The sequence below is a fragment of the Curtobacterium sp. PhB172 genome (assembly GCF_003752545.1).
Taxonomy (GTDB): domain Bacteria; phylum Actinomycetota; class Actinomycetes; order Actinomycetales; family Microbacteriaceae; genus Curtobacterium.
Map to the genome: position 1 here is coordinate 320,061 of NZ_RKIF01000005.1, position 23,649 is coordinate 343,709.

A 23,649-nucleotide genomic window follows, 5' to 3' on the forward strand; every position below is an offset into this window, starting at 1 on the left:
AGGAGCGGCCAGGAGGCCCGGCGCAGGACCCAGCATCGGTGACGGCACCACACGTGGTGCCGTCCGCGTCGCCCGGCGCGGACACCGCAGACCTTCTGGAGTCCCTCGTGTTCGACGTGTTCGTCGTCGCCGGTGTCCTCGCCGTGTTCGGCGTGGTGGCACTGATCGCCAAGGGGGTGGAACGGCTGTGATCGGCATCACCATCGCGGCCGCCGTCCTCGGCATCGCCGCAGTCGTGTACCTCGTCTGGGCGCTCGTGCGTCCGGAGCGGTTCTGATGGGCGCGGGCACCGCGGACGTCTGGGCGGGGATCGTCCAGGTCGCCACGCTCGTCCTGCTGCTCGTCGTCGCCTACCGTCCTCTCGGCGACTGGATGGCGAAGGTCTTCACACCCGTCCGGCACAACCGGGTCGAGCGCGGGGTCTACCGGCTGATCGGGGTCGACCCGGACGCCGAGCAGTCGTGGCCCGTGTACCTGCGCGGCGTGCTGCTCTTCAGCGTCGTCGGCCTCCTGCTCGTCTACCTGCTGCAGCGCATCCAGGTCGTGCTGCCCGGCGACCTCGGGCTGCCCGCCGTGGGCCCGTCGCTCGCGTTCAACACCGCGGCGTCGTTCGTCGCGAACACGAACTGGCAGTCGTACTCACCCGAGGCCACCGTCGGGTACAGCGTGCAGATGGCCGGCCTCGCGGTACAGAACTTCCTGTCCGCAGCCGTCGGGCTCGCCGTCGCCGTGGCGCTGGTCCGCGGGTTCGCCCGGCGCAAGTCCGGCACGCTCGGCAACGTGTGGGTCGACGTCGTCCGCGGCGTCGGTCGACTGCTGCTGCCCGGCGCGTTCGTCTTCGCGATCGTGCTCGTCGCCGGCGGCGTCATCCAGTCGTGGGGGAGCGGCACCGACGTCACCACGCTGGTCGGCGGCACGCAGCACCTGCCCGACGGGTTCGTGGCGTCGCAGGAGGCGATCAAGGAACTCGGCACGAACGGCGGCGGCTACTTCAACGCCAACTCGGCGCACCCGTTCGAGAACCCGCAGGCGTGGACGAACCTGGTCGAGGTCTTCCTGATGCTCGTCATCCCGTTCTCGCTGCCGCGCACCTTCGGCCGGATGGTCGGCGACGACCGCCAGGGCTACGCGATCCTCGCCGTGATGGGCGCGATCTTCCTCGTGTCCCTGTCGGTGATGTCGATCGCCGAGCTCAGCGGTGGGGGGCTCGCCACACACGCAGCCGGCGCCGCGATGGAGGGCAAGGAGACCCGGTTCGGGATCCTCGGCACCACCCTGTTCGGCACGACGTCGACCGCGACCTCGACCGGTGCGGTGAACGGCATGTTCGACAGCTTCACCCCGATCGGCGGGATGATGGCGATGCTCAACATGATGCTCGGCGAGGTCACCCCGGGCGGTGTCGGTTCCGGCCTGTACGGCATGCTCGTGCTCGCCGTCATCACGGTGTTCATCGGCGGCCTGCTCGTCGGCCGGACCCCGGAGTACCTCGGCAAGAAGATCCGCGCCAAGGAGATGACCTTCGCGGCGCTGTACATCCTGGTCACGCCGACCCTCGTGCTCCTCGCGACCGGACTCTCGCTCGTGATCCCCGGTGTCCGGGAACAGGTGCTCGGCACGTCGATCTTCAACCCCGGCAACCACGGACTGTCCGAGCTGCTCTACGCCTTCACCTCGGGTGCGAACAACAACGGCTCGGCCTTCGGCGGACTCACCGCGAACACCACGTGGATGAACTCCGCGCTCGGTGTCGTGATGCTGCTCGGCCGCTTCGTGCCGATGGTGTTCGTCCTGGCGCTCGCCGGGTCCCTCGCCGCCCAGGACCGCGTACCCGAGACCGCTGGCACGCTGCCCACCCACCGCCCGCTGTTCATCGGGCTGCTCGGCGGCGTCGCCGTCATCGTCACCGCACTCACCTACTTCCCGGTGCTCGCACTGGGCCCGCTCGCAGAAGGACTGTCATGACCGTGACCACCGAGCCGGAACCGCGCACCGCAGTGGAGCCGGCCACCCGCTCGTCCGCATTCGGACCCCGTCAACTGGTGGCGGGCCTCCCGGGCGCGCTGCGCAAGCTCGATCCGCGACTGATGTGGCGGAACCCCGTCATGTTCATCGTCGAGGTCGGCGCCGCGCTGACGACGGCGGCCGCCGTCGTCGAGCCGTCCGCGTTCACCATCGCGATCGCGGTGTGGCTCTGGTTGACCGTCGTCTTCGCGAACCTGGCGGAGTCGGTCGCCGAGGGCCGCGGCAAGGCGCAGGCCGACACCCTGCGGAAGACCCGCTCAACCACGAGCGCCCGCCGGGTGGTCGGGTACGACCCGGCCGACGCAGCGGCGATCGGCAGCGCGACCGAGGAGGTCGCGTCGGTCGACCTGGCCAAGGGTGACGTGGTGGTCGTCGCCGCCGGCGAGGTGATCCCGGGTGACGGTGACGTCATCGACGGCATCGCGTCCGTCGACGAGTCGGCCGTCACGGGGGAGTCCGCACCGGTCATCCGCGAGTCCGGCGGTGACCGCAGTGCCGTCACCGGCGGCACCCGGGTGCTGTCCGACCGGATCATCGTGCGCATCACCTCGACCCCGGGTGAGACCTTCATCGACCGGATGATCCGGCTCGTCGAGGGGGCGGCCCGGCAGAAGACGCCCAACGAGATCGCGCTGAACATCCTGCTCGCCTCGCTGTCGATCGTCTTCGTGATCGTCTGCCTGACGATGCAGCCCATCGCGGGACTCGTCGGTGCCACGGTCAGCGTCCCCGTCCTGATCGCCCTGCTCGTCTGCCTCATCCCGACCACCATCGGGGCCCTGCTCTCCGCGATCGGCATCGCGGGCATGGACCGGCTCGTGCAGCACAACGTGCTCGCGATGTCGGGCCGCGCGGTCGAGGCGGCCGGCGACATCACGACCCTGCTGCTCGACAAGACCGGCACCATCACGTACGGCAACCGCCGGGCGTCACGGGTGGTGCCGGTGCCGGGCGTGAGCGAGGCCTCGCTGATGGCGGCAGCAGCCCTGTCGAGTGCTGCGGACTCGACGCCCGAAGGTCGTTCGATCGTGTCGCTCGCTGCTGACGCCGGGGTGACGCCGGCGCTGCCGGACGGCGCCGTCGAGGTGCCGTTCACGGCGCAGACGCGCATGTCGGGGCTCGACCTGCCGGACGGGTCGCAGATCCGGAAGGGTGCCGCTGCAGCGGTGCTGGCCTGGGCTGACACCCCCGACGCCGGTTTGGTCGCCGCGATCGACTCCACCGTCGCGGAGATCTCCGACCAGGGCGGCACCCCACTGGTCGTCGGCCGCCGCTCCTCGGACGGCGCGGTCGCCCTGCTCGGCGTCGTGCACCTGAAGGACGTCGTCAAGGACGGCATGGCGTCACGGTTCGCCGAGCTCCGGTCGATGGGCATCCGCACCGTGATGATCACCGGCGACAACCCCCGGACCGCGGCCGCGATCGCGCACGAGGCCGGCGTCGACGACTTCCTGGCCGAGGCCACCCCGGAGGACAAGCTCGCGTACATCAAGCGCGAACAGGAGGGCGGCAACCTCGTCGCGATGACCGGCGACGGCACCAACGACGCCCCGGCCCTGGCGCAGGCCGACGTCGGCGTCGCGATGAACACCGGCACGACGGCGGCGAAGGAGGCGGGCAACATGGTCGACCTCGACTCCGACCCGACCAAGCTCATCGACGTCGTCCGGATCGGCAAGCAGCTGCTCATCACCCGTGGTGCCCTGACCACCTTCTCCATCGCCAACGACGTCGCGAAGTACTTCGCGATCATCCCGGCGATGTTCCAGGCGGCGTTCCCCGGGCTCGCGGCCCTGAACATCATGGGGCTGCACAGCCCGTCGTCCGCGATCCTGTCGGCCGTCGTCTTCAACGCGCTCGTCATCGTGGCGCTCATCCCGCTGTCCCTGCGCGGCGTCAAGTACCGCGCCGCCGCAGCGTCGTCGATCCTCGGCCGCAACCTGCTCGTCTACGGGCTCGGCGGCGTGATCGTCCCCTTCATCGGCATCAAACTGATCGACCTCGTGGTCGGTCTCATCCCGGGGTTCTAGTCATGGCATCTGCACGTTCCACCGTCCGTTCCGCTGGTGTGGCGATCCGCCTCACCCTGCTCGCCACCGTCGTGCTCGGCGTCGGCTACCCGCTCACCGTCTGGGGCGTCGGGCAGGGGGTGTTCCACGAGCAGGCCAACGGCTCGGAGGTCACCGACTCGTCCGGCGCCGTCGTGGGGTCCTCGATCATCGGGCAGTCGTTCTCCGGCAAGCAGGCTGATCGCTGGTTCCAGTCGCGGCCCTCCGCAGCTGGCCAGGACGGCTACGACGCGAACGCGTCCAGTGGCTCGAACCTCGGACCGAACAACCCGGACCTGCTCAAGGCCGTCAAGGAGCGGCAGCAGGAGGTCGCGAAGGCCGACGGCGTGTCCGTGTCCGAGGTGCCGGCCGACGCGGTCACCGCCTCGGGTTCGGGCCTCGATCCGGACATCAGCCCCGAGTACGCACTCCAGCAGGTGCAGCGGGTGGCGTCCGCGCGGGGCATGTCGGTCGACGATGTGCGGACGCTCGTGACCGAGCACACCGAGTCGCGCCAGCTCGGGTTCCTCGGCGAGCCCGTCGTGAACGTGCTGGCCCTGAACCTCGCGCTGGCGAAGGCGTCCTCGTGATCGATTGCGCCCCGCGGTGGTCATCGCGCCCCGACTCACTGGGGCGCGATGACCACACGGGGGCGCGATCCCGCCCTGCGCCTGGCTTCGCACCCGCTGCGGAACTCGACGCGAGAGGATGAGCACGTGAAGCGCGGCAAGTTACGGGTGCTGCTCGGTGCCGCACCGGGCGTCGGCAAGACGTTCACCATGCTCGAGGAGGGCCGCCGGCTGCTCGACGAGGGCCGGGACGTCGTCGTCGCCGTGGTCGAGACGCACGAACGTGCCGCCACCGCCGCGCTCGTCGACGGCCTCGAGGTCGTCCCGCGCCGCACCGTTGACCACCGCGGCGTGGAGCTCGACGACCTGGACCTCGACGCGGTGATGCGGCGAGCGCCCGAGGTCGCCCTCGTCGACGAACTCGCGCACACGAACGCTCCCGGCAGTGCGAACGAGAAGCGCTGGCAGGACGTCGAAGCGCTTCGGGCCGCCGGCATCGACGTCATCTCGACGGTCAACGTGCAGCACATGCAGTCCCTCGGCGACGTGGTCCGCGAGATCACCGGCACCGTGCAGCGCGAGACCGTCCCCGACGCCGTGGTGCGCGCGGCCGACCAGATCGAGGTCGTCGACCTGGCACCGGCTGCCCTGCGCGAGCGGCTCTCCGACGGACTCGTGTACCCGGCTGCCCGGATCGATGCGGCCCTGTCGAACTACTTCCGGCTCGGGAACCTGACGGCGTTGCGCGAGATCGCGCTGCTCTGGCTGGCGGACGAGGTCGACGACGCGCTCAAGGCCTACCGCGCCGAGCACGGCATCGAGCACCGGTGGGAGACTCGGGAGCGCGTGCTCGTCGCCCTGACCGGCGGGCCCGAGGGTGAGACCCTGCTGCGCCGCGGTGCCCGCATCGCTGCCCGCAGTGCCGGGGGCGAACTCGCGGCCGTGCACGTGACGACGAACGACGGCCTGCGCGAGCGGCACCCGGGGGCGCTCGGTGCCCAGCGCACCCTGCTCGAACAGCTCGGCGGGACGTACCACCAGGTGGTCGGCGACGACGTGCCGTCGACCCTCGTGCGGTTCGCGCGGTCGATCGACGCGACCCAGATCGTCATCGGCGTCAGCCGTCGCAGTCGGCTCGCCGCGGCCCTGACCGGCCCGGGCATCGGCAACACCGTGATCCGTGAGTCCGGCGACATCGACGTGCACGTCGTCACGCACGAACGCGCCGGTGGTGGCTTCGCCCTGCCGAAGCTCGGCGGCAGTCTGTCGCGCGGACGGGTCCTCGCCGCGTTCGTGCTCTCGGTCCTCGTCGGGCCCCTGCTCACCTGGGTCCTGTCGATCGGCAGCGACCCCGACGCCATCACCGTGGACGTCCTGGCGTACCAGTTGCTGGTACTCGTCGTGGCGCTCGTCGGCGGGATGTGGCCGGCGGTGTTCACGGCGGTGCTGTCCGGACTGAGTCTCGACTTCTTCTTCGTCCAACCCCTGCACATGGTCACGGTGCAGCAGCCGTGGCACCTCTTCGCCCTGGTCATGTACGTGATCAGCGCCGTGCTCGTCAGCTTCGTGGTCGACCGGTCCGCCAGACGTTCGCGTGCTGCCCGTCGCGCCGCGGCGGAGTCGGGCCTGTTGATGGGGATCGCCGGCAGCGTCCTCCGTGGCGACGACGCCCTGCAGGCCCTGCTCGACCGCACCCGCGAGGCCTTCGGGTTCGCCGGCGTCCGGATCCGGCAGAGGAACGAGGAACCGGCCACGTCGGGGACGTTCGGCGAATCGCCGGACGCGTCCACGAGCCTCCCGTCCGGTGCCGTGCTCGAGTTCGCGGGCGCTCCGGACGACCCGACCCAGCGCCGGTTGCTGCGCGTCGTCGAGCAGCAGCTCGACGCCGCGGTCGAACACCGCTCGTTGACGCGCACCGCGCTGGACGCGGAGCGGATCGCGGCGGCGGACCGCGTCCGCAGCGCGATCCTCGCGGCCGTCGGCCACGACGTGCGGCGGCCGATCGCGGCCGCCTCGGCCGCCGTCCAGTCGTTGCGTGCGCTGGACGTCGACCTGTCACGGGCCGACCGGGAGGCACTGCTCGCGACCGCCGACGAGAGCCTCGGTCAGCTGGCGGTGCTGTTGGCAGACCTGCTGGACGTCAGTCGTGTGCAGGCGGGTGTGCTCGCGGTCGCGTCCGGGCCGCTGGCCCTCGACACGGTGGTCGCACCGGCGCTCGACGAGCTCGAGCTCGGGCCCGACGACGTCGACCTCGACCTGCCGGCGGACCTGCCGCCGGTGCTCGCCGACCCGGTCCTGCTGCAGCGGGTCGTCGTGAACCTGCTCGCGAACGCCGTCCGCTACGCACCCGACGGCACCCGCGTGCGCGTCGCGGCGAGCGCCTTCGGTGGCGGGGTCGAGCTCCGGATCGCCGACCACGGTCCGGGGATCCCGTCGGACCGGGTCGACGAGGTCTTCCAGCCGTTCCAGCGGCTCGGCGACACCGACAACGAGACGGGCCTCGGGCTCGGTCTCGCACTCGCGCGGGGCTTCACCGAGGGCATGGGCGGCACGATCGAGGTCGACGACACCCCGGGCGGTGGGCTCACCGTCGTGGTGCGGCTGCCGATCGCCGGGCACGTGGGAGTGGAGCTCCGGTGAAGGTCCTGATCGCGGACGACGACGCGCAACTCGTCCGAGCGCTCTCCGTCACGCTCGCCGCCCGCGGGTACGAGGTCGTGACGGCGAAGGACGGGCGCGCGGCGATCGACGCCGTCATCACCGAACGGCCCGACCTGGTGCTGCTCGACCTGGGCATGCCCCGGCTCGACGGCATCGGGGTGCTCCAGGGCATCCGAGGCTGGTCGCAGGTCCCGGTGCTCGTGCTGTCCGGACGGACGGACTCGTCCGACAAGGTGGACGCACTCGACGCCGGCGCGGACGACTACGTGACGAAGCCGTTCCAGATGGACGAGCTGCTGGCGCGGTTGCGGGCCCTCGGACGACGCCGTGCCCCGGCGGGTGTCGACAGCGCGCCGACGATCCGGATCGGCGACCTCGTCGTGGACCTCGTCGCGAAGCAGGTCACCCCGGCCAGCGGTCCCGCGATCCGGCTGACCCCGACCGAGTGGCGCCTGCTCGAGGTGCTCGTCACGAACCCCGACCGGCTGATGACCCGCGAGATGCTCCTGACCGAGGTGTGGGGGCCGTCGCACGGCAACGACTCCGGGTACCTGCGGCTGTACATGGCGCAGCTGCGGCGGAAGCTCGAGCCCGACTCGGCGACCCCGCGGTACCTGGTCACCGAGTCCGGCATGGGCTACCGCTTCAGCCCCTCCGGGGTCACGCCCGGGAACTGAAGGCGGCGAGCTCGGCACGGGTGCGGGCCCCGTGCTTCCGGAGCAGGTTCGCCACGTGGTACTTCACGGTGTTGACGCTGATGCCCAGGCCCTCGGCGATCTCGCGGTTGCCGACGCCCGTCGCGAGCAGCCGCAGCACGTCGCGCTCCCGCGGGGTGAGGTCGTCGTCCGCGACCGAGTCCACCTCGGTCGGCGACGGGTCGAGGGGCAGCGAGATGTCGAGGACCGAGCCCCAGTCCGGCGTGCTCGACACCTGGACGCGGCCGTCGAGGGTGACGACCCGTTCTGCGATCGGCCGCATGGCGTCGTCGTGCACGTCGAGGGTGCCGGAGCCGTCGTCGCGGAGCTGCATGAGCAGGTTCCGGCCGTCGCAGTCCCACTGGATGCGGACCCGCTTGGCCGCACCACCGTCGACCAGGGCGAGCACGGCGGTCCGGACGATGGCGCGGGCCGCGTGGGCGACGTCGCCGGGCAGCGCGCGCCCGGTGGTGGGCGGCTCGACGAACTGCACGTCGAGGTCGCCGAACCGGACGAGCGGGCGCAGGTCGGCTCGGAGGCGCGAGAACGCCCCAGTGACCGGCTCGAGCAGGGTGCTGCGCTGGTGGTCGGTCTCGGTGCGCAGGTCGACGAGTGCCGCCGACGCGATCTCGACGGCCTCGGCCCGCGCGGCGGCGTCCGACACCCGTGGCGACCGGAGCACGGCGAGCACGGACTCGAGGGTGAGCGCCTGACGGTCCGCCTGCTCGGCGACGGTCCGGGCGTGTTCCGAGGCGGCGAGCCGACTGGCGGAGCCGCCACGGGCCTCCAGGTCCGTTCCCGATGCGTCCATGGGAGCCGAACCTACCTGTCCCACCCGTGCGGACGGGGCCACCCGATCGGGTGGGATGCCTGCCGACGCGGGTAGCGGTGCGGTGGCCCGCGTGACGGCATGCTCGTGCACATGGCAGAACCCACCGTCCCCGCAGCGTTCGACGTGATCGTGCGCGAGGTCACCGACCTCGCCGCGAACGTCGACGATGCGTCGGCTGAGCGTGCCCTCGACCTGATCGACCGCTCCCACCGTGTCTTCGTGCACGGTGCCGGCCGTTCCGGACTCGCGCTGCGCATGACCGCGATGCGGCTCATGCACCTCGGTCGCGACGTCCACGTCGTCGGAGAGGTCACCACGCCCGCGATCCGGCCCGGGGACGTGCTCCTCGTCGCGAGCGGTTCCGGGACGACCACCGGCATCGTGCAGGCCGCCCGCACCGCGCACGACGTCGGCGCGTCCGTCGTCGCCCTGTCGACCACCGACGACTCCCCGTTGTCCGAGGTCGCGGACGTCACCCTCGTGCTGCCGGCAGCGACGAAGACCGATCGCTCCGGCACGGCTTCGGCGCAGTACGCCGGCAGCCTCTTCGAGCAGGCCGTCGCCCTGGTCGGCGACGCGCTGTTCCACACGCTCTGGTCCCGCGGCGGGCAGTCCGCCGACGACCTCTGGCCCCGACACGCAAACCTCGAATGAAAGGCATCCACATGCAGCTCCAGTTCGCCATGGACACCCTGACCACCGAAGCCGCCCTCGAACTCGCCGCCGCGGCCGCGCCGCACGTCGACGTCCTCGAGCTCGGCACGCCCCTGATCAAGAGCGCCGGCCTGTCCGCCGTCACCGCGATCAAGGAAGCCCACCCGGACAAGATCGTCTTCGCCGACCTCAAGACGATGGACGCCGGCGAGCTCGAGGCCGACATCGCGTTCTCGGCGGGTGCCGACCTGGTCACCGTCCTCGGTGTCGCCGGTGACTCGACCATCGTCGGTGCCGTCAAGGCCGCGAAGAAGCACGGCAAGGGCATCGTCGTCGACCTGATCGGCGTCTCCGACAAGGCCGCTCGTGCCCGCGAGGTCGTCGCGCTCGGCGCCGAGTTCGTCGAGGTGCACGCCGGGCTGGACGAGCAGGCGGAAGAGGGCTTCACCTTCTCGACGCTGCTCGACGCCGGCAAGGAGTCGGGTGTGCCGTTCTCGATCGCCGGCGGCGTGAACGCGTCCTCCGTCGCCTCGGTGCAGGAGGCCGGTGCCCGGATCGCCGTCGCCGGCAGCGCGATCTACAGCGCGTCGGACGTCGGCACAGCAGCCGCCGAGATCCGCGCCGCGATCACGGCGTAGCGCCCGCGGCGCCCGCGGCGCGATGGTGAGCAGAAATGGTCGAGTGCGCATCCCGCACCCCACCATTTCTGCTCACCGAGGGACCTCCGCCGGTACCGTCGAGGCGTGACGATCGAGCTGCGCCGGGTGACCGCGGACGATTGGCGCGTCTGGCGACCCGTCCGGCTGCGAGCGCTCGCCGACTCCCCGCACGCGTTCGGCTCGACGCTGCAGGACTGGGCGGACGCCCCCGAGCACCGCTGGCGGACACGCCTGTCGATCCCCGGTGCGCTCGACCTGCTGGCGGTCGCCGCCGAGGGCGACGTCGTCGGGATGGCGAGCGGTGTCCCGGGCGCCGACGCCGGTGCGCCAGCCGAACTCATCTCGATGTGGGTCGACCCCGCCAGCCGGGGCCGAGGCGTCGCACGTGCCCTGATCGAGACGATCGCGGAGTGGGCAGCGGCCTCCGGTGGCGGGGCGCTCGAACTCTCCGTGATGCCCGACAACACCGTCGCCCGGCACACCTACGAGCGCGCCGGGTTCACCGCACTCGACGAACCGGGCGCTCCCCTGCCCGACGGTCGGAACGAGGTGCTGATGCGTCGTACGGTGGTCGCATGAACCGAGTACTGCGGTGGACCGCGTGGATCGTCGCCGTGCTGCTGGTGGTCGTGGTGGTGTTCCTCGTCTGGGCGCACATCGTGATGCAGGGCACCCGGAGCGCTGCGCTGCAGGTCTGGCGCGACGACCGTGTGTCGGTCCAGGATGCCGGTGACTCCGTGGTGATGACGCCCACGGGGCAGGCCGACGGCAAGGGCATCGTGTTCATCCCGGGTGCGAAGGTCGATCCGTACGCGTACATGGCGACCTTCCGGCAGGTGGTCGCGAACGGCACGACGGTCGTCATCACGAAGCCGACGCTCAACCTCGCGTTCTTCGACACCCGGCCGCTCTCGACCTTCGAGGCGCACGCGCCGGATGTCGCGACCTGGGCGGTCGGCGGGCACTCGCTGGGCGGGGTCCGTGCCTGCCAGCTCGCGCAGGACGCGGACGGCCTGCTGCTGCTCGGCAGCTACTGCGCGAACGACATCAGCAGCTCGTACATCGACGTGCTGAGCGTCTCGGGCTCGCGTGACGGGCTCTCGACCCCCGACAAGGTCGACGCGGCCCGGCACCTGTTGCCGTCGACCGCGACGATGACCGAGGTCCAGGGTTCGAACCACGCCGACTTCGGCGCCTACGGGGACCAGCCGGGCGACCGCACGGCGACCATCAGCCGCGAGGCCGCCCGCGAGCAGATCTCCTCGGCGATCGAGGAATGGGCGCGCGACCTGCCGCCGGCCCCTGGCCTGCGCTGACGGCGCGGTCTGAACACGCGTGCTGGAGCGGTCCTAGACTCGACGAGAGCAACGTCCACGAACCCCGTTCCCTGAAGGGCTGCAGATGACGACGCCGACCCGGCGCACACCCGCGCGACTCGCGGACACGCGAGCGCTCCTGTTCGACCTGGACGGTGTCCTCACCCCCACCGCCGACGTGCACATGCGCGCCTGGAGCCGGCTCTTCACGCCGTACCTCGAAGCGCACGGGGTCGCGCCGTACACACAGGCCGACTACTTCGCGTACATCGACGGCAAGCCGCGGTACGACGGCGTGCGGTCGCTCCTCGAGTCGCGGGGGATCGACCTGCCGCAGGGCACCCCGGACGACGGCCCGGACGACGACACCGTGTGCGGTCTCGGCAACCGGAAGAACGCCGAGTTCACCGCCGAGCTGGACGAACACGGCGTCGAGCCGTACCCCGGCTCGCTCCGGTTCCTCACCGCCGCGATCGACGCCGGCTTCCACGTCGCGGTCGTCTCGAGCTCCGCGAACGCCGTCTCGGTGCTGCGGACCGCCGGCATCCTCGACCGGTTCACGGTCGTGGTCGACGGGCTCGTCGCCCGTCAGGACGGCCTGGCCGGCAAGCCCGCCCCCGACACCTACCTGGACGCGGCCGGGCGCTTCGGACTGACCGCCGCCGAGTGCGTCGTGGTCGAGGACGCCACCAGTGGTGTCGAAGCCGGCCGGAACGGGGCCTTCGGGCTCGTCGTCGGGGTCGACCGCGGAGCGGGCGCCGACGCGCTGCGTGAACACGGCGCCGACGTCGTCGTGACGGACCTCGCCGACCTGGTCGCGGACCTTCCCCACGCGACCACCAGCACGACGTAGCCAGCGCGCCGGAGGCGAGCCGCGCCTCCCGGTCGAACCGACGTCCCCACGCCACCCTCCCTTCCCACGGAGCACCATGAACCCCATCACCTCGGACCCGCTCGACCGCGTCCGGTACCCGATCGACGAGTGGGCACTCGTCGAGACCGAGTACACCCCCGACCAGCAGGGCGTCGCCGAGACGAACTTCGCCGTCGGCAACGGGTACCTCGGCCTGCGCGGCAACCTCGACGAGGGCCGCGGCGGTGTGCAGTACGGCACGTACATCAACGGGTTCCACGAGACCTGGCCGATCCGGCACGCCGAAGACGCCTTCGGGTTCGCCAAGACCGGCCAGACGATCATCAACGCGCCCGACGCCAAGGTGATCCGGCTCTACGTCGACGACGAACCCCTCGTGCTGGCCGAGGCGGACATCCTCCACCACACGCGGCGCCTCGAGTTCCGCGGCGGCTACCTGTTCCGCGAGACCGAGTGGTCGACGCCGTCCGGCAAGCGCGTGCTGATCCGGTCCCGCCGCCTGGTGTCGTTCACCGATCGGCACCTCGCCGTCATCGACTACGAGGTCACCGTGCTCGACGCGGACGCCTCGATCCTGCTGTCCAGCCAGATCCTGAACCGCCAGGACGTGCAGGACGAGTACCACGCGGGGATGCGGGCCGCCGCGAACGCCTTCGACCCGCGGAAGGCCGAGGCCTTCACCGACCGGGTGCTCGAACCGAAGCTCAAGCGCAGCACCGGTGCCCGCTCCCTGCTCGGGTACCAGGCGTCGAGCTCGGGCATGACCATCTGCGTCGGCGTGGAACACCACCTCGAGACCGAGAACAGCTGGGACGAGTCGTCGTCGATCGACGACGACCTGGCGAAGCACGTCTACCGCGTCCAGGCGCGTGCCGGGCAGCCGATCCGACTCGTCAAGCACGTGGTGTACCACACCTCCCGCGGTGTCCCGGTGCGCGAACTCGCCGACCGCTGCGACCGCACGCTCGACCGGGCGCACGCCGAGAACATCGACGAGACGTTCGAGAAGCAGCGCGTCTGGCTCGACGACTACTGGGCCCGGAGCGACGTCGAGATCGCCGGGCAGCCGGAGATCCAGCAGGCCGTCCGGTGGAACCTGTTCATGCTCGCGCAGGCCACGGCCCGCACCGACGGGCACGGCATCGCCGCCAAGGGCGTCACCGGCTCCGGCTACGGCGGGCACTACTTCTGGGACATGGAGATCTACGTCCTGCCGTTCCTGTCGTACACGGCGCCGATCGTCGCCCGGAACGCGCTGCGGTTCCGCTACAACATGCTCGACGCCGCACGCTCGCGGGCACGCGAGCTGAACCAGCGGGGTGCCCTGTTCCCCTGGCGCACGATCAACGGCGAGGAGTCGAGCGCGTACTACGCCGCCGGCACCGCGCAGTACCACATCGACGCCGACATCGCCCATGCCCTGATGCAGTACGTGCGGGCGTCCGGCGACACCGAGTTCCTGAAGCGCGGGGCGATCGACGTGCTCGTCGAGACCGCCCGGCTGTGGGCCGACCTCGGCTTCTGGCGCTCCAACGGCGACAAGAAGTTCCACATCGACGGCGTCACCGGGCCCGATGAGTACACGACCGTCGTCGACGACAACCTCTACACGAACGTCATGGCGCGGGCGAACCTGTGGTTCGCGGTGAACGCGTGCCGCGAACTCGCGGCCGACGACGTCGAAGAGTACGACCGGATGGTGCGCCGCACCGGTCTGCGCCCCGACGAGCTCGTCGAGTGGGAGCACGCCGCCGAGTCGATGGAGATCCCCTTCGATCCGCACCGCGGCATCCACCCGCAGGACGCCCAGTTCCTCGACAAGGAACTCTGGGACCTCGAGAACACTCCCGAGTCCAAGCGTCCGCTGCTGCTCCACTACCACCCGCTGGTCATCTACCGCTTCCAGGTGCTCAAGCAGGCTGATGTCGTGCTCGCGCTGTTCCTGCAGGGGCACGAGTTCACCGCGGCCGAGAAGCGCCGCGACTTCGACTACTACGACGCGCTCACCACGGGCGACTCGACGCTGTCGGCGGTCGTGCAGTCGATCATGGCGGCCGAGGTCGGGTACCACGACCTCGCCGACCAGTACTTCCAGACGGCGCTCTACGTCGACCTGGCCGACCTGCACGGCAACACCTCGGACGGCGTGCACATCGCGTCGACCGGGGGCATCTGGGGTGCGCTCGTCAACGGGTTCGGCGGCATGCGCGACCACGGTGGCCGGATGACGTTCAACCCGCGACTGCCGCGGCACTGGGACTCGTTGACCTACCGTCTGACCGTGCGCGGGTCGCGGGTCCGGGTCGACCTCGGGCAGGACGCCATGACCTTCACGGTCGAGACGGGTTCGGGCTTCACCGCCTGGGTGCACAACCAGCAGTGGGACATCGAGGCCGGCGAGCCGACCGTCGTGCCGTTGCCGCACCAGGGGCCGCGGATGTCCGGGCACGCACCGACCACGAGCGACATCCAGGGCACGCTCCGCGCCGACGGCTCCGTGATCACGGCGTCGATCCCGACGATCTCGCTCCAGCGCGACTTCGACGTGGACGAGACGACCGCGTAGGGCGTCACGTCGGCCGTCGGCCGACGAGACGACCGCGTAGGGCGTCACGTCGGCTGTCGGCAGGGGCCCGCTCGACCCCGTCAGCTCGCGACGAGCTCGACCTTGAAGCGTTCGGCGTCCTCCAGGAAGGCAGCACGGTGGTCTGGACCGCCGGCGTACGGGTGCCGGTCCTCGTAGAGGCGGGTCCAGCCGTGCGCCGGTGCGTCCGTCCACAGCTGCTCGACCTGTCCGGCGTCGCCGGCGTGGAACGCGAGGTGGCTCAGCCCGGGCCGTCGGCGGTCGTGAGCGCCGTCGAGCGGTGCGGCCTCGAGAACGAGGTAGACGTCACCGAGTCGCCAGCTCCGGCCCGCTGGCCACTCCTGGAACGGCGTGTACCCGAGCTCGCCGAGCAGCCAGCCCCACGCCCTGCTCGCCGTGTCGAGGTGGGCGGTGCGGAGCTCGACGTGGTGCAGGGCTCCCCGGGTCACAGGAGCTTCTGGAGCGTGTTCGTGTTGCGCGTCGTGGTCGAGCGCTTGAAGCGTGCTGCCCCGGCCCGCTTCGCGAACACGGTGTCCGTGCTCGACCCCTTCGGGCACGACCAGTACACGACCCCGTCACCCCGGGCGACCTGCTCCACGGCGGTGTCGAGCACGAGGTCGGCGAGCAGCGCGTCGAGGGCGTCGTCGTCGGAGCCGAACACCACGTAGTCGTGCCGAGCGTCGGCCCGGTCGAACGGGAACCCCTCGACGATGCCTTCGAGGTCGTCGTGCCGGACGAGCACGATCCACGCGTCGTAGCCGAAGCGGTCACGGAGTGCCTGCTCGATCGTGGCCTTCAGGGTCGGCGCGTCGGCGTCCGTCCCGAACACCACGTTGCCGGATGCGAGCACCGTGCGGACGTCGTCGAAGCCGAGTCCACGGAGCAGTTCCGCGAGCTCGGCGTTCTTGATCGTGATGCCGTTGACGTTCACTCCGCGCAGCAGCGCGATCCACTTCGCCATGCCGGAACCGTAGCGCGGTGGCGGCCGTCTCAGCCGATCAACTACACAAGAAGCATTGCGCAAGAGTTCTTGTGCATCTATCGTCAGAGCATGACCGTGCGCAGACTCGACGACGCCGCCCACATGCGTGCCCTCGCCCACCCGACCCGACTGCGGATCGTCGGGCTCCTGCGTTCCGGTGGACCGCAGACTGCGGCGATGCTCGGCGACGAGATCGACGAGGCACCCGGCACGATCAGCTACCACTGCAAGCGCCTGGCCGACGCGGACTTCATCGAGCCGGCGCCGGAGCTCGGTTCGGACCGGCGGGAGCGGTGGTGGCGTGCGACTGCGGACCACACGTCGTGGGACCTCGCCGATGCGTTCGACGACCCGGAACGGATGCTCGCCACGACGGCACTCGACCACACCGTCGCCGATGCGTACGCGGCCGAGTACGGGCGGTTCATCGACCAGGCGCCGGTACTCGGCCGTGAGTGGGTCGCGGCGTCGACCAGCTCCGACGAGGTGCTGCGGCTGACCGCCGAGGAGCTCACTGGCCTCGGCGCCGAACTGCGTGCCGTCGTCGAGCGATGGACGGCCGTGAGTGACGCGCACACGCCGGGTGACGGGTCGGAGCGCGTCATCGCCGTCACGCAGAGCTACCGGATGGGGCGACCGTGAACGCCCGGGCACGGTTGCGGGCGCTGCTCGCGGTCCAGGTCGTCTCGCGGACCGGCAACGTCGTCACGACCGTGGCCGTGCCCTTCGCCGTCCTGGCCCGGGGCGGCTCGGCGACGGACGTCGGGATCGCCGCCTTCGCCGCGACGGTGCCGATCGTCCTCGGCGGCCCGTTCGGCGGGGCGCTCGTCGAGCGGGTCGGGTTCGTCCGTTCGAGTGTGGCGTCGGACCTCGTCAGCGGTGCGACCCTCCTGGCGATGCCGATCCTCGCCTGGACGGTGGGTCTGCCGTTCTGGGCACTCCTGGCGCTCGTGTTCGTGAGCGGCCTGTTCGACCTGCCCGGGGAGTCCGCACGCCGGGTCCTGCTCCCGGGGCTCGCACGATCGGCCGGCGTCCCGCTGGAGCGCGCGGTCGGTCACTTCGAGGCGTCCCAGCGACTCTCGGTGCTCATCGGCGCGCCGCTCGGCGGGGTGCTCGTCGCGGCTGCCGGACCGATGGCCGCCCTCGTCTGCACCGCGGTGGCGTTCAGTACCGCAGCGCTGCTCGCTGCGGTACTGGTCCGGCCAGCGGGCGACGACGCAGCGGGCGACGACGCAGCGGGTGCGAGCGCTGATGCGGCTCCGACCAACGGGTACTGGCGGGACATCGCCGAGGGCTTCCGGTTCTGCGTCCGCGACCCGTTCTTCCGGCTCGTGATCGCCCTCGTGCTGATCACGAACCTGCTCGACGCGGCCCGGTCGACGACGTTGCTCCCGCTCTACGCCGCCGACGCACTCGGCGGGGCGCAGGCACTGGGCTTCGTGACCGGGACCTTCGGCGGTGCGGCGTTCCTCGGGTCGGTGGCCTTCGGGTACGTCGCACACCGCGTCCCCCGTCGGATCACGTTCGTCGTGTGCTTCGTGCTCGCCGGTGGGCCCTCGCTCCTGGTGCCGGCGCTCGGCCTCGGGCTGCCGTGGATGCTCGCTGCCTCGGCGCTGTCGGGCCTCGCCGCCGGTGCGCTCAACCCGATCCTCGGTGCGGTCGAGCTCGAGCGCATCCCGGTACACATGCGGGCCCGGGTGTTCGGGCTGCTCGGAGCCGGGTCCTGGGCGGGCATCCCGCTCGGCGGACTGCTCGCCGGGTTCGCGGCCGAGGGCGTCGGTGTGCAGGCGACGTTCGGAGCGGTCGTCGTGCTCTACACCGTCGTGACGCTCGCGCCGCTGACGGGTGGCGCCTGGCGTCTCATGGAACGACCGGCTCCGGAGCGGGCGCCGGTCGAGCGCGTGACGACGTAGTCCGCATCCGGGGCGGCGCTCACGTCCACGTCCGCGCGACGCCCCAGCCGCTGCCCTCGGGCACGATGTCGACCACCAGCGTGTCCCCGTCGTCGGCCGTGGCCTGGAAACGCCAGCCGACCGTGCGCTCGGGGGCGTGGGTGATGGCGGTCGGCAGCTCGGCCCGCGTCACGGTCAGACGGGTCGGGGTGTCGCTCACCCGCCAGCGGCGCCCGCCCCAGACCAGCCGGCTCGGTGCGCCCTCGGACCACCACACCGTGGCGGCCGTCTCCGTGATCATCATCGGGTCTCCTCGTTCGAACGTGTGTTCGAATGCTAGGTCGCAATCGAACGGCGAGCAACTGCGGGTTGTGTTCAGAACGCGTTCTGAATACGCTGGATCCATGACCCTGACCGCCCCTCCTCGCTCGCGTCGTGCCGTCCAGTCGTCCGACCTCTCCCGCCACTCGAGAGAAGTGTTCGCTGCAGCTGAAGAAGAGCCGCTCGAAGTCACGCGGCGCGATGGAAAAGCGCTCGTGCTCACCACGAAGGAACGCTCGGACGACGACGACGCGGTCCTCGAGATCGCTGCGCAGTTGATCGCTGCAGTGACCGTCAACGAGGGGCTGCCGCTCCACGATCGACTCGCCATCCCCTACCCGTGGATCAAGCTCCTGAGTCGAGACGACCAGCAGCGATTCGCACGTGAGATCGTCGACGTGGCTCGTGGATCGTTCTCGCTCAGGCAGCCGCGGGCCTTGCTCGTCGAGATGCAGGCGTGGCGCAGCAGTGCCGAGGCGATCGCGGCGGGCTGGAGCACCGGCGAACCCGAACTCCTCGAGCGCCCGATCGTCCTCGACGCACCGTGAAGCCGTGGTCAGTCGCGGCACCGGTGTCCCCCGTCCGGTACGGACGACGGAGTTCACGGTCGTCCTGGGTACGCGCTCGGCAGAACACGGCTGGCGAGACGTCCTGGCGACACAGCGGAACGCAGTCGTGTCAGCCTGGGAGCGGTTGACCAGCGATCCCTTGTCCGAGGACCTGGCCTGCCATGCGCTCCGCGGTGCGCTCGGCGTCGTCCGGCACTCGGGTCGCGAATGGACACGTCGGCAGCTCGAACTGAAGCGGGGCGCGCGGATCTGGTTCACGGTGGACGAGGCGGATCGAGTCGTCTGCATCACAGACGTCCACACGCGTCATCCCAACCAGACGAAGTGACTGCGCCTGACCTCGGACGCCCTCGTGTAGACGGGGTGCATGACGAACGACGATCAGGGCCCCGACGCACAGCACCAGGTCCCCGAGGGGATCTCCGACGCCACGGTCGAGGCCCTCGGCACACTGTCGGCCGCCGTCGAGGTCATCGAGCACGCCCGCGGCCTGCTCTACGGCTTCCACCGCCTGACGGGAACCGCCGACCTGAACCTCGGCGAAGCCGTCGAGCAGCTCCGGAAGGCCGGCCACACCGAACTCGCCGACCGCATCGACACCGAGTTGGTGGGCCGCAACGTCATCGCCGGCCGCTGGACGTTCCAGGTCGTCGAGGACTACGACGACGGGTACTACGCGCTCGCGAAGGAGCTGGAGCGCACTGCGCGGGACGAGCTCGTGCAGGGGCGCCGCCACCTGTTCGAGGCGGGCATGAAGGAGGACCGGCGGTCCGGCGGTCGACGCCACCACGAGGCGACGCCGAGCGACCTGCCGGACTGAGCACGGGCCTCCCGACCGGCCCGAACGCGAAAGCGACAGTTCTCCGCGGATGTTTCGCGGACAACTGTCGCTTTCGTGGACCACCCTCGGACGGCCCCACCGGAACTGTCGCTCTTGCAGACCAGCCCCTGCCCAGCCCCTGCCCAGCGTCAGGCCTCAGCCGACGCCGAGCAGCGCCTCGAGCGGCCCCCGCGCGAAGTACAGCAGGAAGCCCGCGGCGACGACGTAGAGCAGCCACGACACCTCGCGACCCCGGCCGGACAGCAGCTTGATGAGCACCCAGCTGATGAAGCCGACGCCGATGCCGTTCGCGATCGAGTAGGTGAGCGGCATGACGACGATCGTCAGGAACGCGGGCAGGGCCGACCCGAAGTCCGTCCACGAGATGTCCGCCACCTGCGCGACCATCAGGGCGCCGACGACGACGAGTCCGGCGGCGGCGACCTCGAGCGGGACGACCTGCGTGAGCGGGGTGAGGAACATCGACGCCAGGAACAGCAGGCCGGTGACGACCGACGCCATGCCGGTGCGCGCGCCTTCGCCGATGCCGGCGGCGGAGTCGATGAAGACGGTGTTCGACGACACCGAGGCGCCACCGCCGGCGATCGCGCCGACGCCCTCGACGACGAGCGCCGACTTCAGGCGGGGGAACGTGCCGTCGGGCTTCGCGACGCCGGCGGCCTTCGCCAGGCCGGTCATGGTGCCCATCGCGTCGAAGAAGTTCGTGAACACGAGCGTGAAGACGAGCATCGACGCCGCCAACGGCCCGATGCGGCTGAACGCGCCGAACAGGTCGGCGTGGCCGACGAGCGACAGGTCGGGGAACGCGAAGAGCGCACTCGGCAGGCCGGGGGCGTTGAGGTTCCAACCGGTCTTCGAGTCGACCGAGGTCGGCACCTGGAAGATCGCCTGCAGGATGATCGCGATGATCGTCGTGGCGACGATCCCGATGAGCAGCGCGCCCTTGACCTTGCGGGCCATGAGCGTGCCGATGATGACCAGGCCGATCAGGAACACGATGGTCGGCAGGGCGCCGACGGAGCCGTCCTCACCGAGCTGCAGGGGCGGCGATGCGAGCCCGGACGAGCGCACGAAGCCTGAGTCGACGAGGCCGATGAAGGCGATGAACAGGCCGATGCCGACGGTGATCGCTGCCTTCAGCTGCGCCGGGACGGCGGTGAAGATCATCGTCCTGATCCCCGTCAACGCCAGGACCACGATGATCACGCCGTTGATGACGACGAGTCCCATCGCCTCGGCCCAGGTGACCTGCTGCACGACGCTGACGGCCAGGAACGAGTTGATCCCGAGGCCCGCGGCGATGCCGAACGGCAGGTTCGCGATGACGCCCATGGCGATGGTCATCAGGCCGGCGACGAGACCGGTCGCGGCGGCGACCTGCGCGTTCTCGAGCCAGCCACCCGAGACGTCCTTCGCTGCCTGGTCGGCGCTGAACCCACCGAGGATCAGCGGGTTGAGGATGACGATGTACGCCATCGTCACGAACGAGACGAGTCCGCCTCGCACCTCGCGCGGGATCGTGGATCCGCGCTTCGTGATGGAGAAGTATCGATCGAGGCCGGTCGCGAAGCGGTTCCGGGGTGGGGTGTCGGTCTGCGGGGCGCTCACCGAGCAAGTTTAAAGCCTGCTGGGTTTCCGGCATGTCACAGGATCCTCACAGGGCGCGCAGGGTGCGCCGATGTTCGACCGGGAGGCCCGACCCGCGTCATCGGGGGACGTCACGCCGTGCGCTGGCTCGCGTTCTCCGGCCACGGCTGGTGTTGGATGGACCGGTGACGTCACGCATGGACCGTGCCCGCGTCGAGGCCGCGGTGCGCGAACTCCTGCTCGGCATCGGCGAGGATCCCGACCGCCCCGAACTCGAACGCACACCCGCTCGGGTCGCCGACTCGTACGCCGAGTTCTTCGCCGGCATCGGCACGGACGCCGTGGCCATCGCCCGCGACGGCACCGTGCACGCCGAGGACGGCGAACGCGGCCGACTCGTCATCGTCCGCGACGTGAAGTTCCGGTCCGTCTGCGAGCACCACCTGCTGCCGTTCCTCGGGGTCGCGCACCTGGCGTACGCGCCGGGTGACCGTCTGATCGGGCTCGGAACGCTCTCGCGTGTGCTCGACGCCGTGGCCTCGCGTCCGCAGCTGCAGGAACGGCTGGGCGAGCAGGTCGCTGCCACGATCGCCGAGGGGCTCGGTGCCGAGGGGGTCCTCGTGGTCCTCGACGCGCAGCACCAGTGCGTGACGACCCGTGGGGAGCGCCAGACCGGGTCGACGACCGTCACGGTCGCGGCGAACGGCTCGCTGGCCGACGCTGCGGGCCGGGCCGAGGCGATCGCGCTCATCGGTGCCGGGCGTGTACCCCACCCCGAGGCGGACGCGTGACGTCTGAGGGGGCCGCCACGGGCCTCCAGGCAGGATCGACCGCACCCGGCTGGGTGGTGCCCGACCTGCGCGACCCGGTCCGCACGATCGGACGCCGAACGTTCGACTTCGACCACCGCATCGCCGTGATGGCGATCGTGAACCGCACGCCTGACTCGTTCCACGACCGCGGTGCCACCTTCGAGCTCGACCGCGCCGTCGCCGCCGCCGTCCGGGCTGCCGAGCGGGGCGCCGACTGGGTCGACATCGGCGGCGTGAAGTTCGCTCCGGGGCCGGAGCTGCCCGCTGCGGACGAGGTCGACCGCGTCGTCCCCGTCGTCGAGCAGCTCGCCCAGGAGTCCGACGTCACCATCAGCGTCGACACGTTCCGCCCCGAGGTCGCTGCAGCGGCGATCGCGGCCGGGGCGAGCGTGGTCAACGACACCACCGGCCTGTCCGACCCCCGGATGGCCGCCGTCGTCGCAGACTCCGAGGCGACGATCGTCATCACGCACTCGCTCGCCGAACCCCGGCGGCCCCTCGCAGCGCCGCCGCAGTACGACGACGTCACGGCGTCCGTCGTCGGGTTCCTGCGGGAGCGGGTCGATCGGGCGCTCGCCGCGGGGATCCCGGAGTCGCGGATCGTCGTCGACCCGGGCCACGACCTCAACAAGAACACGGTGCACACGCTCGAGGTGACCCGGCGCCTGCCCGAGGTCGTGGCGCTCGGGTACCCCGTGCTCGCGGCGGTGTCGAACAAGGACTTCGTGGGGGAGTCGCTCGGACGCCCGCGCGGCGAACGCCTGGCGGGGTCGCTCGCCGTCGCGACCGTGAGCGCGATGCTCGGGGCGCGGATCATCCGGATGCACGACGTCACCGAGAGCGTCGACGCGATGCGCATGGTCGAGGCGACGCTCGGCTGGCGAGCCCCGGTGGAAGCGCGGCACAACACGTGAACCTCCTGCCCCCGTCGATCGCTGAGCTGTCCGACGACGACCTGGTCGACCTGTACACCGCGGGTGCGTCGGCGCCGTGGCTGCGGGTGAACTTCGTGGCGACGCTCGACGGGTCCGCCTCGGCCGCCGGGGTCTCGGGGTCGCTCGGCGGCCCGGACGACCTGCGCGTGTTCGACCTGCTCCGCCGGGTGGCCGACGTGGTGCTCGTCGCCGCGGGGACCGTGCGCGACGAGGGCTACGGGCCGATGGTCCTGCACGACGCCGACGTGGCCTGGCGCCGCGCGCACGGCATGCCCGACCACCCGGTGTTCGCGATCGTGTCGCGATCACTGTCGCTGGACGCCGGATCCCGGGTGTTCACCGAGGCCCCGGTCCGGCCCGTCGTCCTGACCTCCGCGGCCGCGGCGGCGTCCGACGCCGGGGTCGCGCTGTCGTCCGTCGCCGACGTCGTGCCCTGCAGTACCGGCACCGACCCCGACTCGGTCGACGTGTCGCTCGTCCGCGACGCACTGGTGGCGCGGGGGCTCGGCACGATCCACTGCGAGGGTGGCCCGACGTTCCTCGGATCGCTCATCGCCGCGGACGCCGTCGACGAGCTGACCCTGACGATCGACCCGTCGCTCGAGGGCGGCACCGGGCCCCGGATCGCGCGCGGCGGTTCCCCGGAGCTGCGGCGGATGCGCCCCGCGCACGTGCTCCGCGGTGCGGGTGACGTGCTGCTCACCCGGTACGTCCGGGCGGAGCCGTCCGCCCGCGTCTCGGAGCCGACCGCCCGCGTCTCGGTGCCGGTCGACCGCGTCGGCTAGGGTCGGGC

At 71.1% G+C, this 23,649-nt stretch carries 25 protein-coding genes; 20 read left to right on the forward strand and 5 right to left on the reverse strand.

From position 1 onward, the window contains the following. Positions 1-38 precede the first annotated feature (38 nt). The 7 genes from EDF42_RS18800 (at position 39) to EDF42_RS02605 (ending at position 7,980) form a co-directional block, all read left to right on the forward strand. Complete coding sequence (locus EDF42_RS18800) at positions 39-191, forward strand: hypothetical protein (RefSeq protein WP_185040724.1); 153 nt, start codon at positions 39-41, stop codon at positions 189-191. Then, a complete protein-coding gene (locus tag EDF42_RS02580; protein ID WP_017887940.1) occupies positions 188-277 on the forward strand; it encodes a potassium-transporting ATPase subunit F in 90 nt (29 codons plus the stop codon). Before EDF42_RS18800 ends, EDF42_RS02580 begins: the two co-directional genes overlap by 4 nt. Next, positions 277-1,965 (forward strand): potassium-transporting ATPase subunit KdpA, encoded by a 1,689-nt coding sequence (kdpA, locus tag EDF42_RS02585; RefSeq protein WP_123671381.1) that lies wholly within the window; start codon positions 277-279, stop codon positions 1,963-1,965. Before EDF42_RS02580 ends, kdpA begins: the two co-directional genes overlap by 1 nt. After that, a complete protein-coding gene (gene kdpB / locus EDF42_RS02590; protein WP_123671382.1) occupies positions 1,962-4,055 on the forward strand; it encodes a potassium-transporting ATPase subunit KdpB in 2,094 nt (697 codons plus the stop codon). The genes kdpA and kdpB overlap by 4 nt, the downstream gene beginning before the upstream one ends. 2 nt (positions 4,056-4,057) lie before the next feature. Beyond that, entirely contained in the window at positions 4,058-4,663 is a 606-nt protein-coding gene (kdpC, locus tag EDF42_RS02595; protein WP_123671383.1) for a potassium-transporting ATPase subunit KdpC, read from the forward strand. 126 nt (positions 4,664-4,789) lie between these two features. Continuing rightward, on the forward strand, positions 4,790-7,282 hold the full coding sequence (locus EDF42_RS02600) for an ATP-binding protein (protein ID WP_123671384.1): 2,493 nt from the start codon (positions 4,790-4,792) through the stop codon (positions 7,280-7,282). Beyond that, positions 7,279-7,980, forward strand: coding sequence for a response regulator (locus EDF42_RS02605; protein WP_123671385.1), 702 nt, complete (start codon positions 7,279-7,281; stop codon positions 7,978-7,980). The genes EDF42_RS02600 and EDF42_RS02605 overlap by 4 nt, the downstream gene beginning before the upstream one ends. Here the strand turns inward: EDF42_RS02605 and EDF42_RS02610 are convergent. Next, positions 7,964-8,809 carry a LuxR C-terminal-related transcriptional regulator gene (locus EDF42_RS02610; RefSeq protein WP_123339423.1) on the reverse strand — a complete coding sequence of 282 codons (846 nt, stop codon included), beginning with the start codon at positions 8,807-8,809 and terminating at the stop codon, positions 7,964-7,966. The genes EDF42_RS02605 and EDF42_RS02610 overlap by 17 nt on opposite strands. A 111-nt stretch (positions 8,810-8,920) precedes the next feature. Between EDF42_RS02610 and hxlB the strand changes: the two genes are divergently transcribed. The 6 genes from hxlB to EDF42_RS02640 all read left to right on the forward strand — a co-directional run bounded on the left by hxlB (position 8,921) and on the right by EDF42_RS02640 (position 14,899). Beyond that, a complete protein-coding gene (gene hxlB, locus EDF42_RS02615) occupies positions 8,921-9,484 on the forward strand; it encodes a 6-phospho-3-hexuloisomerase (protein WP_123339553.1) in 564 nt (187 codons plus the stop codon). An 11-nt stretch (positions 9,485-9,495) separates the two neighbouring features. After that, entirely contained in the window at positions 9,496-10,122 is a 627-nt protein-coding gene (gene hxlA / locus EDF42_RS02620) for a 3-hexulose-6-phosphate synthase (protein ID WP_123671386.1), read from the forward strand. A gap of 105 nt (positions 10,123-10,227) precedes the next feature. Then, entirely contained in the window at positions 10,228-10,722 is a 495-nt protein-coding gene (locus EDF42_RS02625; RefSeq protein WP_123339424.1) for a GNAT family N-acetyltransferase, read from the forward strand. After that, on the forward strand, positions 10,719-11,459 hold the full coding sequence (locus EDF42_RS02630; protein WP_123339425.1) for an alpha/beta hydrolase: 741 nt from the start codon (positions 10,719-10,721) through the stop codon (positions 11,457-11,459). The genes EDF42_RS02625 and EDF42_RS02630 overlap by 4 nt, the downstream gene beginning before the upstream one ends. Positions 11,460-11,544: 85 nt before the next feature. Continuing rightward, complete coding sequence (locus EDF42_RS02635) at positions 11,545-12,312, forward strand: HAD family phosphatase (RefSeq protein WP_111083533.1); 768 nt, start codon at positions 11,545-11,547, stop codon at positions 12,310-12,312. A gap of 76 nt (positions 12,313-12,388) precedes the next feature. Beyond that, positions 12,389-14,899: a glycoside hydrolase family 65 protein gene (locus EDF42_RS02640; RefSeq protein WP_123293055.1), complete on the forward strand. Its 2,511-nt coding sequence runs from the start codon at positions 12,389-12,391 to the stop codon at positions 14,897-14,899. A gap of 80 nt (positions 14,900-14,979) precedes the next feature. Here EDF42_RS02640 and EDF42_RS02645 read toward each other — a convergent pair whose 3' ends face one another. Continuing rightward, a complete protein-coding gene (locus tag EDF42_RS02645) occupies positions 14,980-15,366 on the reverse strand; it encodes a VOC family protein (protein WP_123671387.1) in 387 nt (128 codons plus the stop codon). Beyond that, positions 15,363-15,878, reverse strand: a complete 516-nt coding sequence (locus EDF42_RS02650) for a DUF1697 domain-containing protein (RefSeq protein WP_123671388.1) — start codon at positions 15,876-15,878, stop codon at positions 15,363-15,365. Before EDF42_RS02650 ends, EDF42_RS02645 begins: the two co-directional genes overlap by 4 nt. Before the next feature lie 90 nt (positions 15,879-15,968). Here EDF42_RS02650 and EDF42_RS02655 point away from each other — a divergent pair, with 90 nt between their 5' ends. Both EDF42_RS02655 and EDF42_RS02660 read left to right on the forward strand, forming a co-directional pair. Continuing rightward, positions 15,969-16,541, forward strand: a complete 573-nt coding sequence (locus EDF42_RS02655) for a transcriptional regulator (RefSeq protein WP_123671389.1) — start codon at positions 15,969-15,971, stop codon at positions 16,539-16,541. Next, a complete protein-coding gene (locus EDF42_RS02660; RefSeq protein WP_123671390.1) occupies positions 16,538-17,812 on the forward strand; it encodes an MFS transporter in 1,275 nt (424 codons plus the stop codon). The genes EDF42_RS02655 and EDF42_RS02660 overlap by 4 nt, the downstream gene beginning before the upstream one ends. Before the next feature lie 19 nt (positions 17,813-17,831). Here the strand turns inward: EDF42_RS02660 and EDF42_RS02665 are convergent, their stop codons facing one another. Beyond that, on the reverse strand, positions 17,832-18,095 hold the full coding sequence (locus EDF42_RS02665) for a hypothetical protein (protein WP_111083527.1): 264 nt from the start codon (positions 18,093-18,095) through the stop codon (positions 17,832-17,834). A 100-nt stretch (positions 18,096-18,195) separates the two neighbouring features. On the opposite strand from EDF42_RS02665, the gene EDF42_RS02670 reads away from it, so the two are divergent. Further along, a complete protein-coding gene (locus tag EDF42_RS02670) occupies positions 18,196-18,660 on the forward strand; it encodes a prevent-host-death protein (protein WP_148067596.1) in 465 nt (154 codons plus the stop codon). Positions 18,661-19,048: 388 nt separating this feature from the next. Then, complete coding sequence (locus EDF42_RS02680) at positions 19,049-19,501, forward strand: hypothetical protein (RefSeq protein WP_123671393.1); 453 nt, start codon at positions 19,049-19,051, stop codon at positions 19,499-19,501. Positions 19,502-19,657: 156 nt separating this feature from the next. Here the strand turns inward: EDF42_RS02680 and EDF42_RS02685 are convergent, their stop codons facing one another. Further along, a complete protein-coding gene (locus tag EDF42_RS02685) occupies positions 19,658-21,130 on the reverse strand; it encodes an NCS2 family permease (protein ID WP_123339432.1) in 1,473 nt (490 codons plus the stop codon). A 176-nt stretch (positions 21,131-21,306) separates the two neighbouring features. Here EDF42_RS02685 and folE point away from each other — a divergent pair, with 176 nt between their 5' ends. From folE to EDF42_RS02700, 3 genes are read left to right on the forward strand one after another with little or no spacing between them, the layout of a single operon-like run. After that, positions 21,307-21,900, forward strand: a complete 594-nt coding sequence (gene folE / locus EDF42_RS02690; protein WP_123671394.1) for a GTP cyclohydrolase I — start codon at positions 21,307-21,309, stop codon at positions 21,898-21,900. Beyond that, positions 21,897-22,835: a dihydropteroate synthase gene (gene folP, locus EDF42_RS02695; protein WP_123671395.1), complete on the forward strand. Its 939-nt coding sequence runs from the start codon at positions 21,897-21,899 to the stop codon at positions 22,833-22,835. The genes folE and folP overlap by 4 nt, the downstream gene beginning before the upstream one ends. After that, positions 22,832-23,641 carry a pyrimidine reductase family protein gene (locus EDF42_RS02700; protein WP_123671396.1) on the forward strand — a complete coding sequence of 270 codons (810 nt, stop codon included), beginning with the start codon at positions 22,832-22,834 and terminating at the stop codon, positions 23,639-23,641. The genes folP and EDF42_RS02700 overlap by 4 nt, the downstream gene beginning before the upstream one ends. Positions 23,642-23,649 lie beyond the last annotated feature (8 nt).

Bases quoted from the DNA above. Each gene is read 5' to 3' on its own strand.
- kdpA (WP_123671381.1), top strand. From the start codon at position 277: ATGGGCGCGGGCACCGCGGACGTCTGGGCGGGGATCGTCCAGGTCGCC.
- hxlA (WP_123671386.1), top strand. From the start codon at position 9,496: ATGCAGCTCCAGTTCGCCATGGACACCCTGACCACCGAAGCCGCCCTC.
- folE (WP_123671394.1), top strand. From the start codon at position 21,307: ATGGACCGTGCCCGCGTCGAGGCCGCGGTGCGCGAACTCCTGCTCGGC.
- EDF42_RS02630 (WP_123339425.1), top strand. From the start codon at position 10,719: ATGAACCGAGTACTGCGGTGGACCGCGTGGATCGTCGCCGTGCTGCTG.
- EDF42_RS02665 (WP_111083527.1), bottom strand. From the start codon at position 18,095: ATGATGATCACGGAGACGGCCGCCACGGTGTGGTGGTCCGAGGGCGCA.
- EDF42_RS02655 (WP_123671389.1), top strand. From the start codon at position 15,969: ATGACCGTGCGCAGACTCGACGACGCCGCCCACATGCGTGCCCTCGCC.
- EDF42_RS02610 (WP_123339423.1), bottom strand. From the start codon at position 8,809: ATGGACGCATCGGGAACGGACCTGGAGGCCCGTGGCGGCTCCGCCAGT.
- hxlB (WP_123339553.1), top strand. From the start codon at position 8,921: ATGGCAGAACCCACCGTCCCCGCAGCGTTCGACGTGATCGTGCGCGAG.
- kdpC (WP_123671383.1), top strand. From the start codon at position 4,058: ATGGCATCTGCACGTTCCACCGTCCGTTCCGCTGGTGTGGCGATCCGC.
- kdpB (WP_123671382.1), top strand. From the start codon at position 1,962: ATGACCGTGACCACCGAGCCGGAACCGCGCACCGCAGTGGAGCCGGCC.
- EDF42_RS02640 (WP_123293055.1), top strand. From the start codon at position 12,389: ATGAACCCCATCACCTCGGACCCGCTCGACCGCGTCCGGTACCCGATC.
- EDF42_RS02650 (WP_123671388.1), bottom strand. From the start codon at position 15,878: ATGGCGAAGTGGATCGCGCTGCTGCGCGGAGTGAACGTCAACGGCATC.
- EDF42_RS02670 (WP_148067596.1), top strand. From the start codon at position 18,196: ATGACCCTGACCGCCCCTCCTCGCTCGCGTCGTGCCGTCCAGTCGTCC.
- EDF42_RS02635 (WP_111083533.1), top strand. From the start codon at position 11,545: ATGACGACGCCGACCCGGCGCACACCCGCGCGACTCGCGGACACGCGA.
- EDF42_RS02680 (WP_123671393.1), top strand. From the start codon at position 19,049: ATGACGAACGACGATCAGGGCCCCGACGCACAGCACCAGGTCCCCGAG.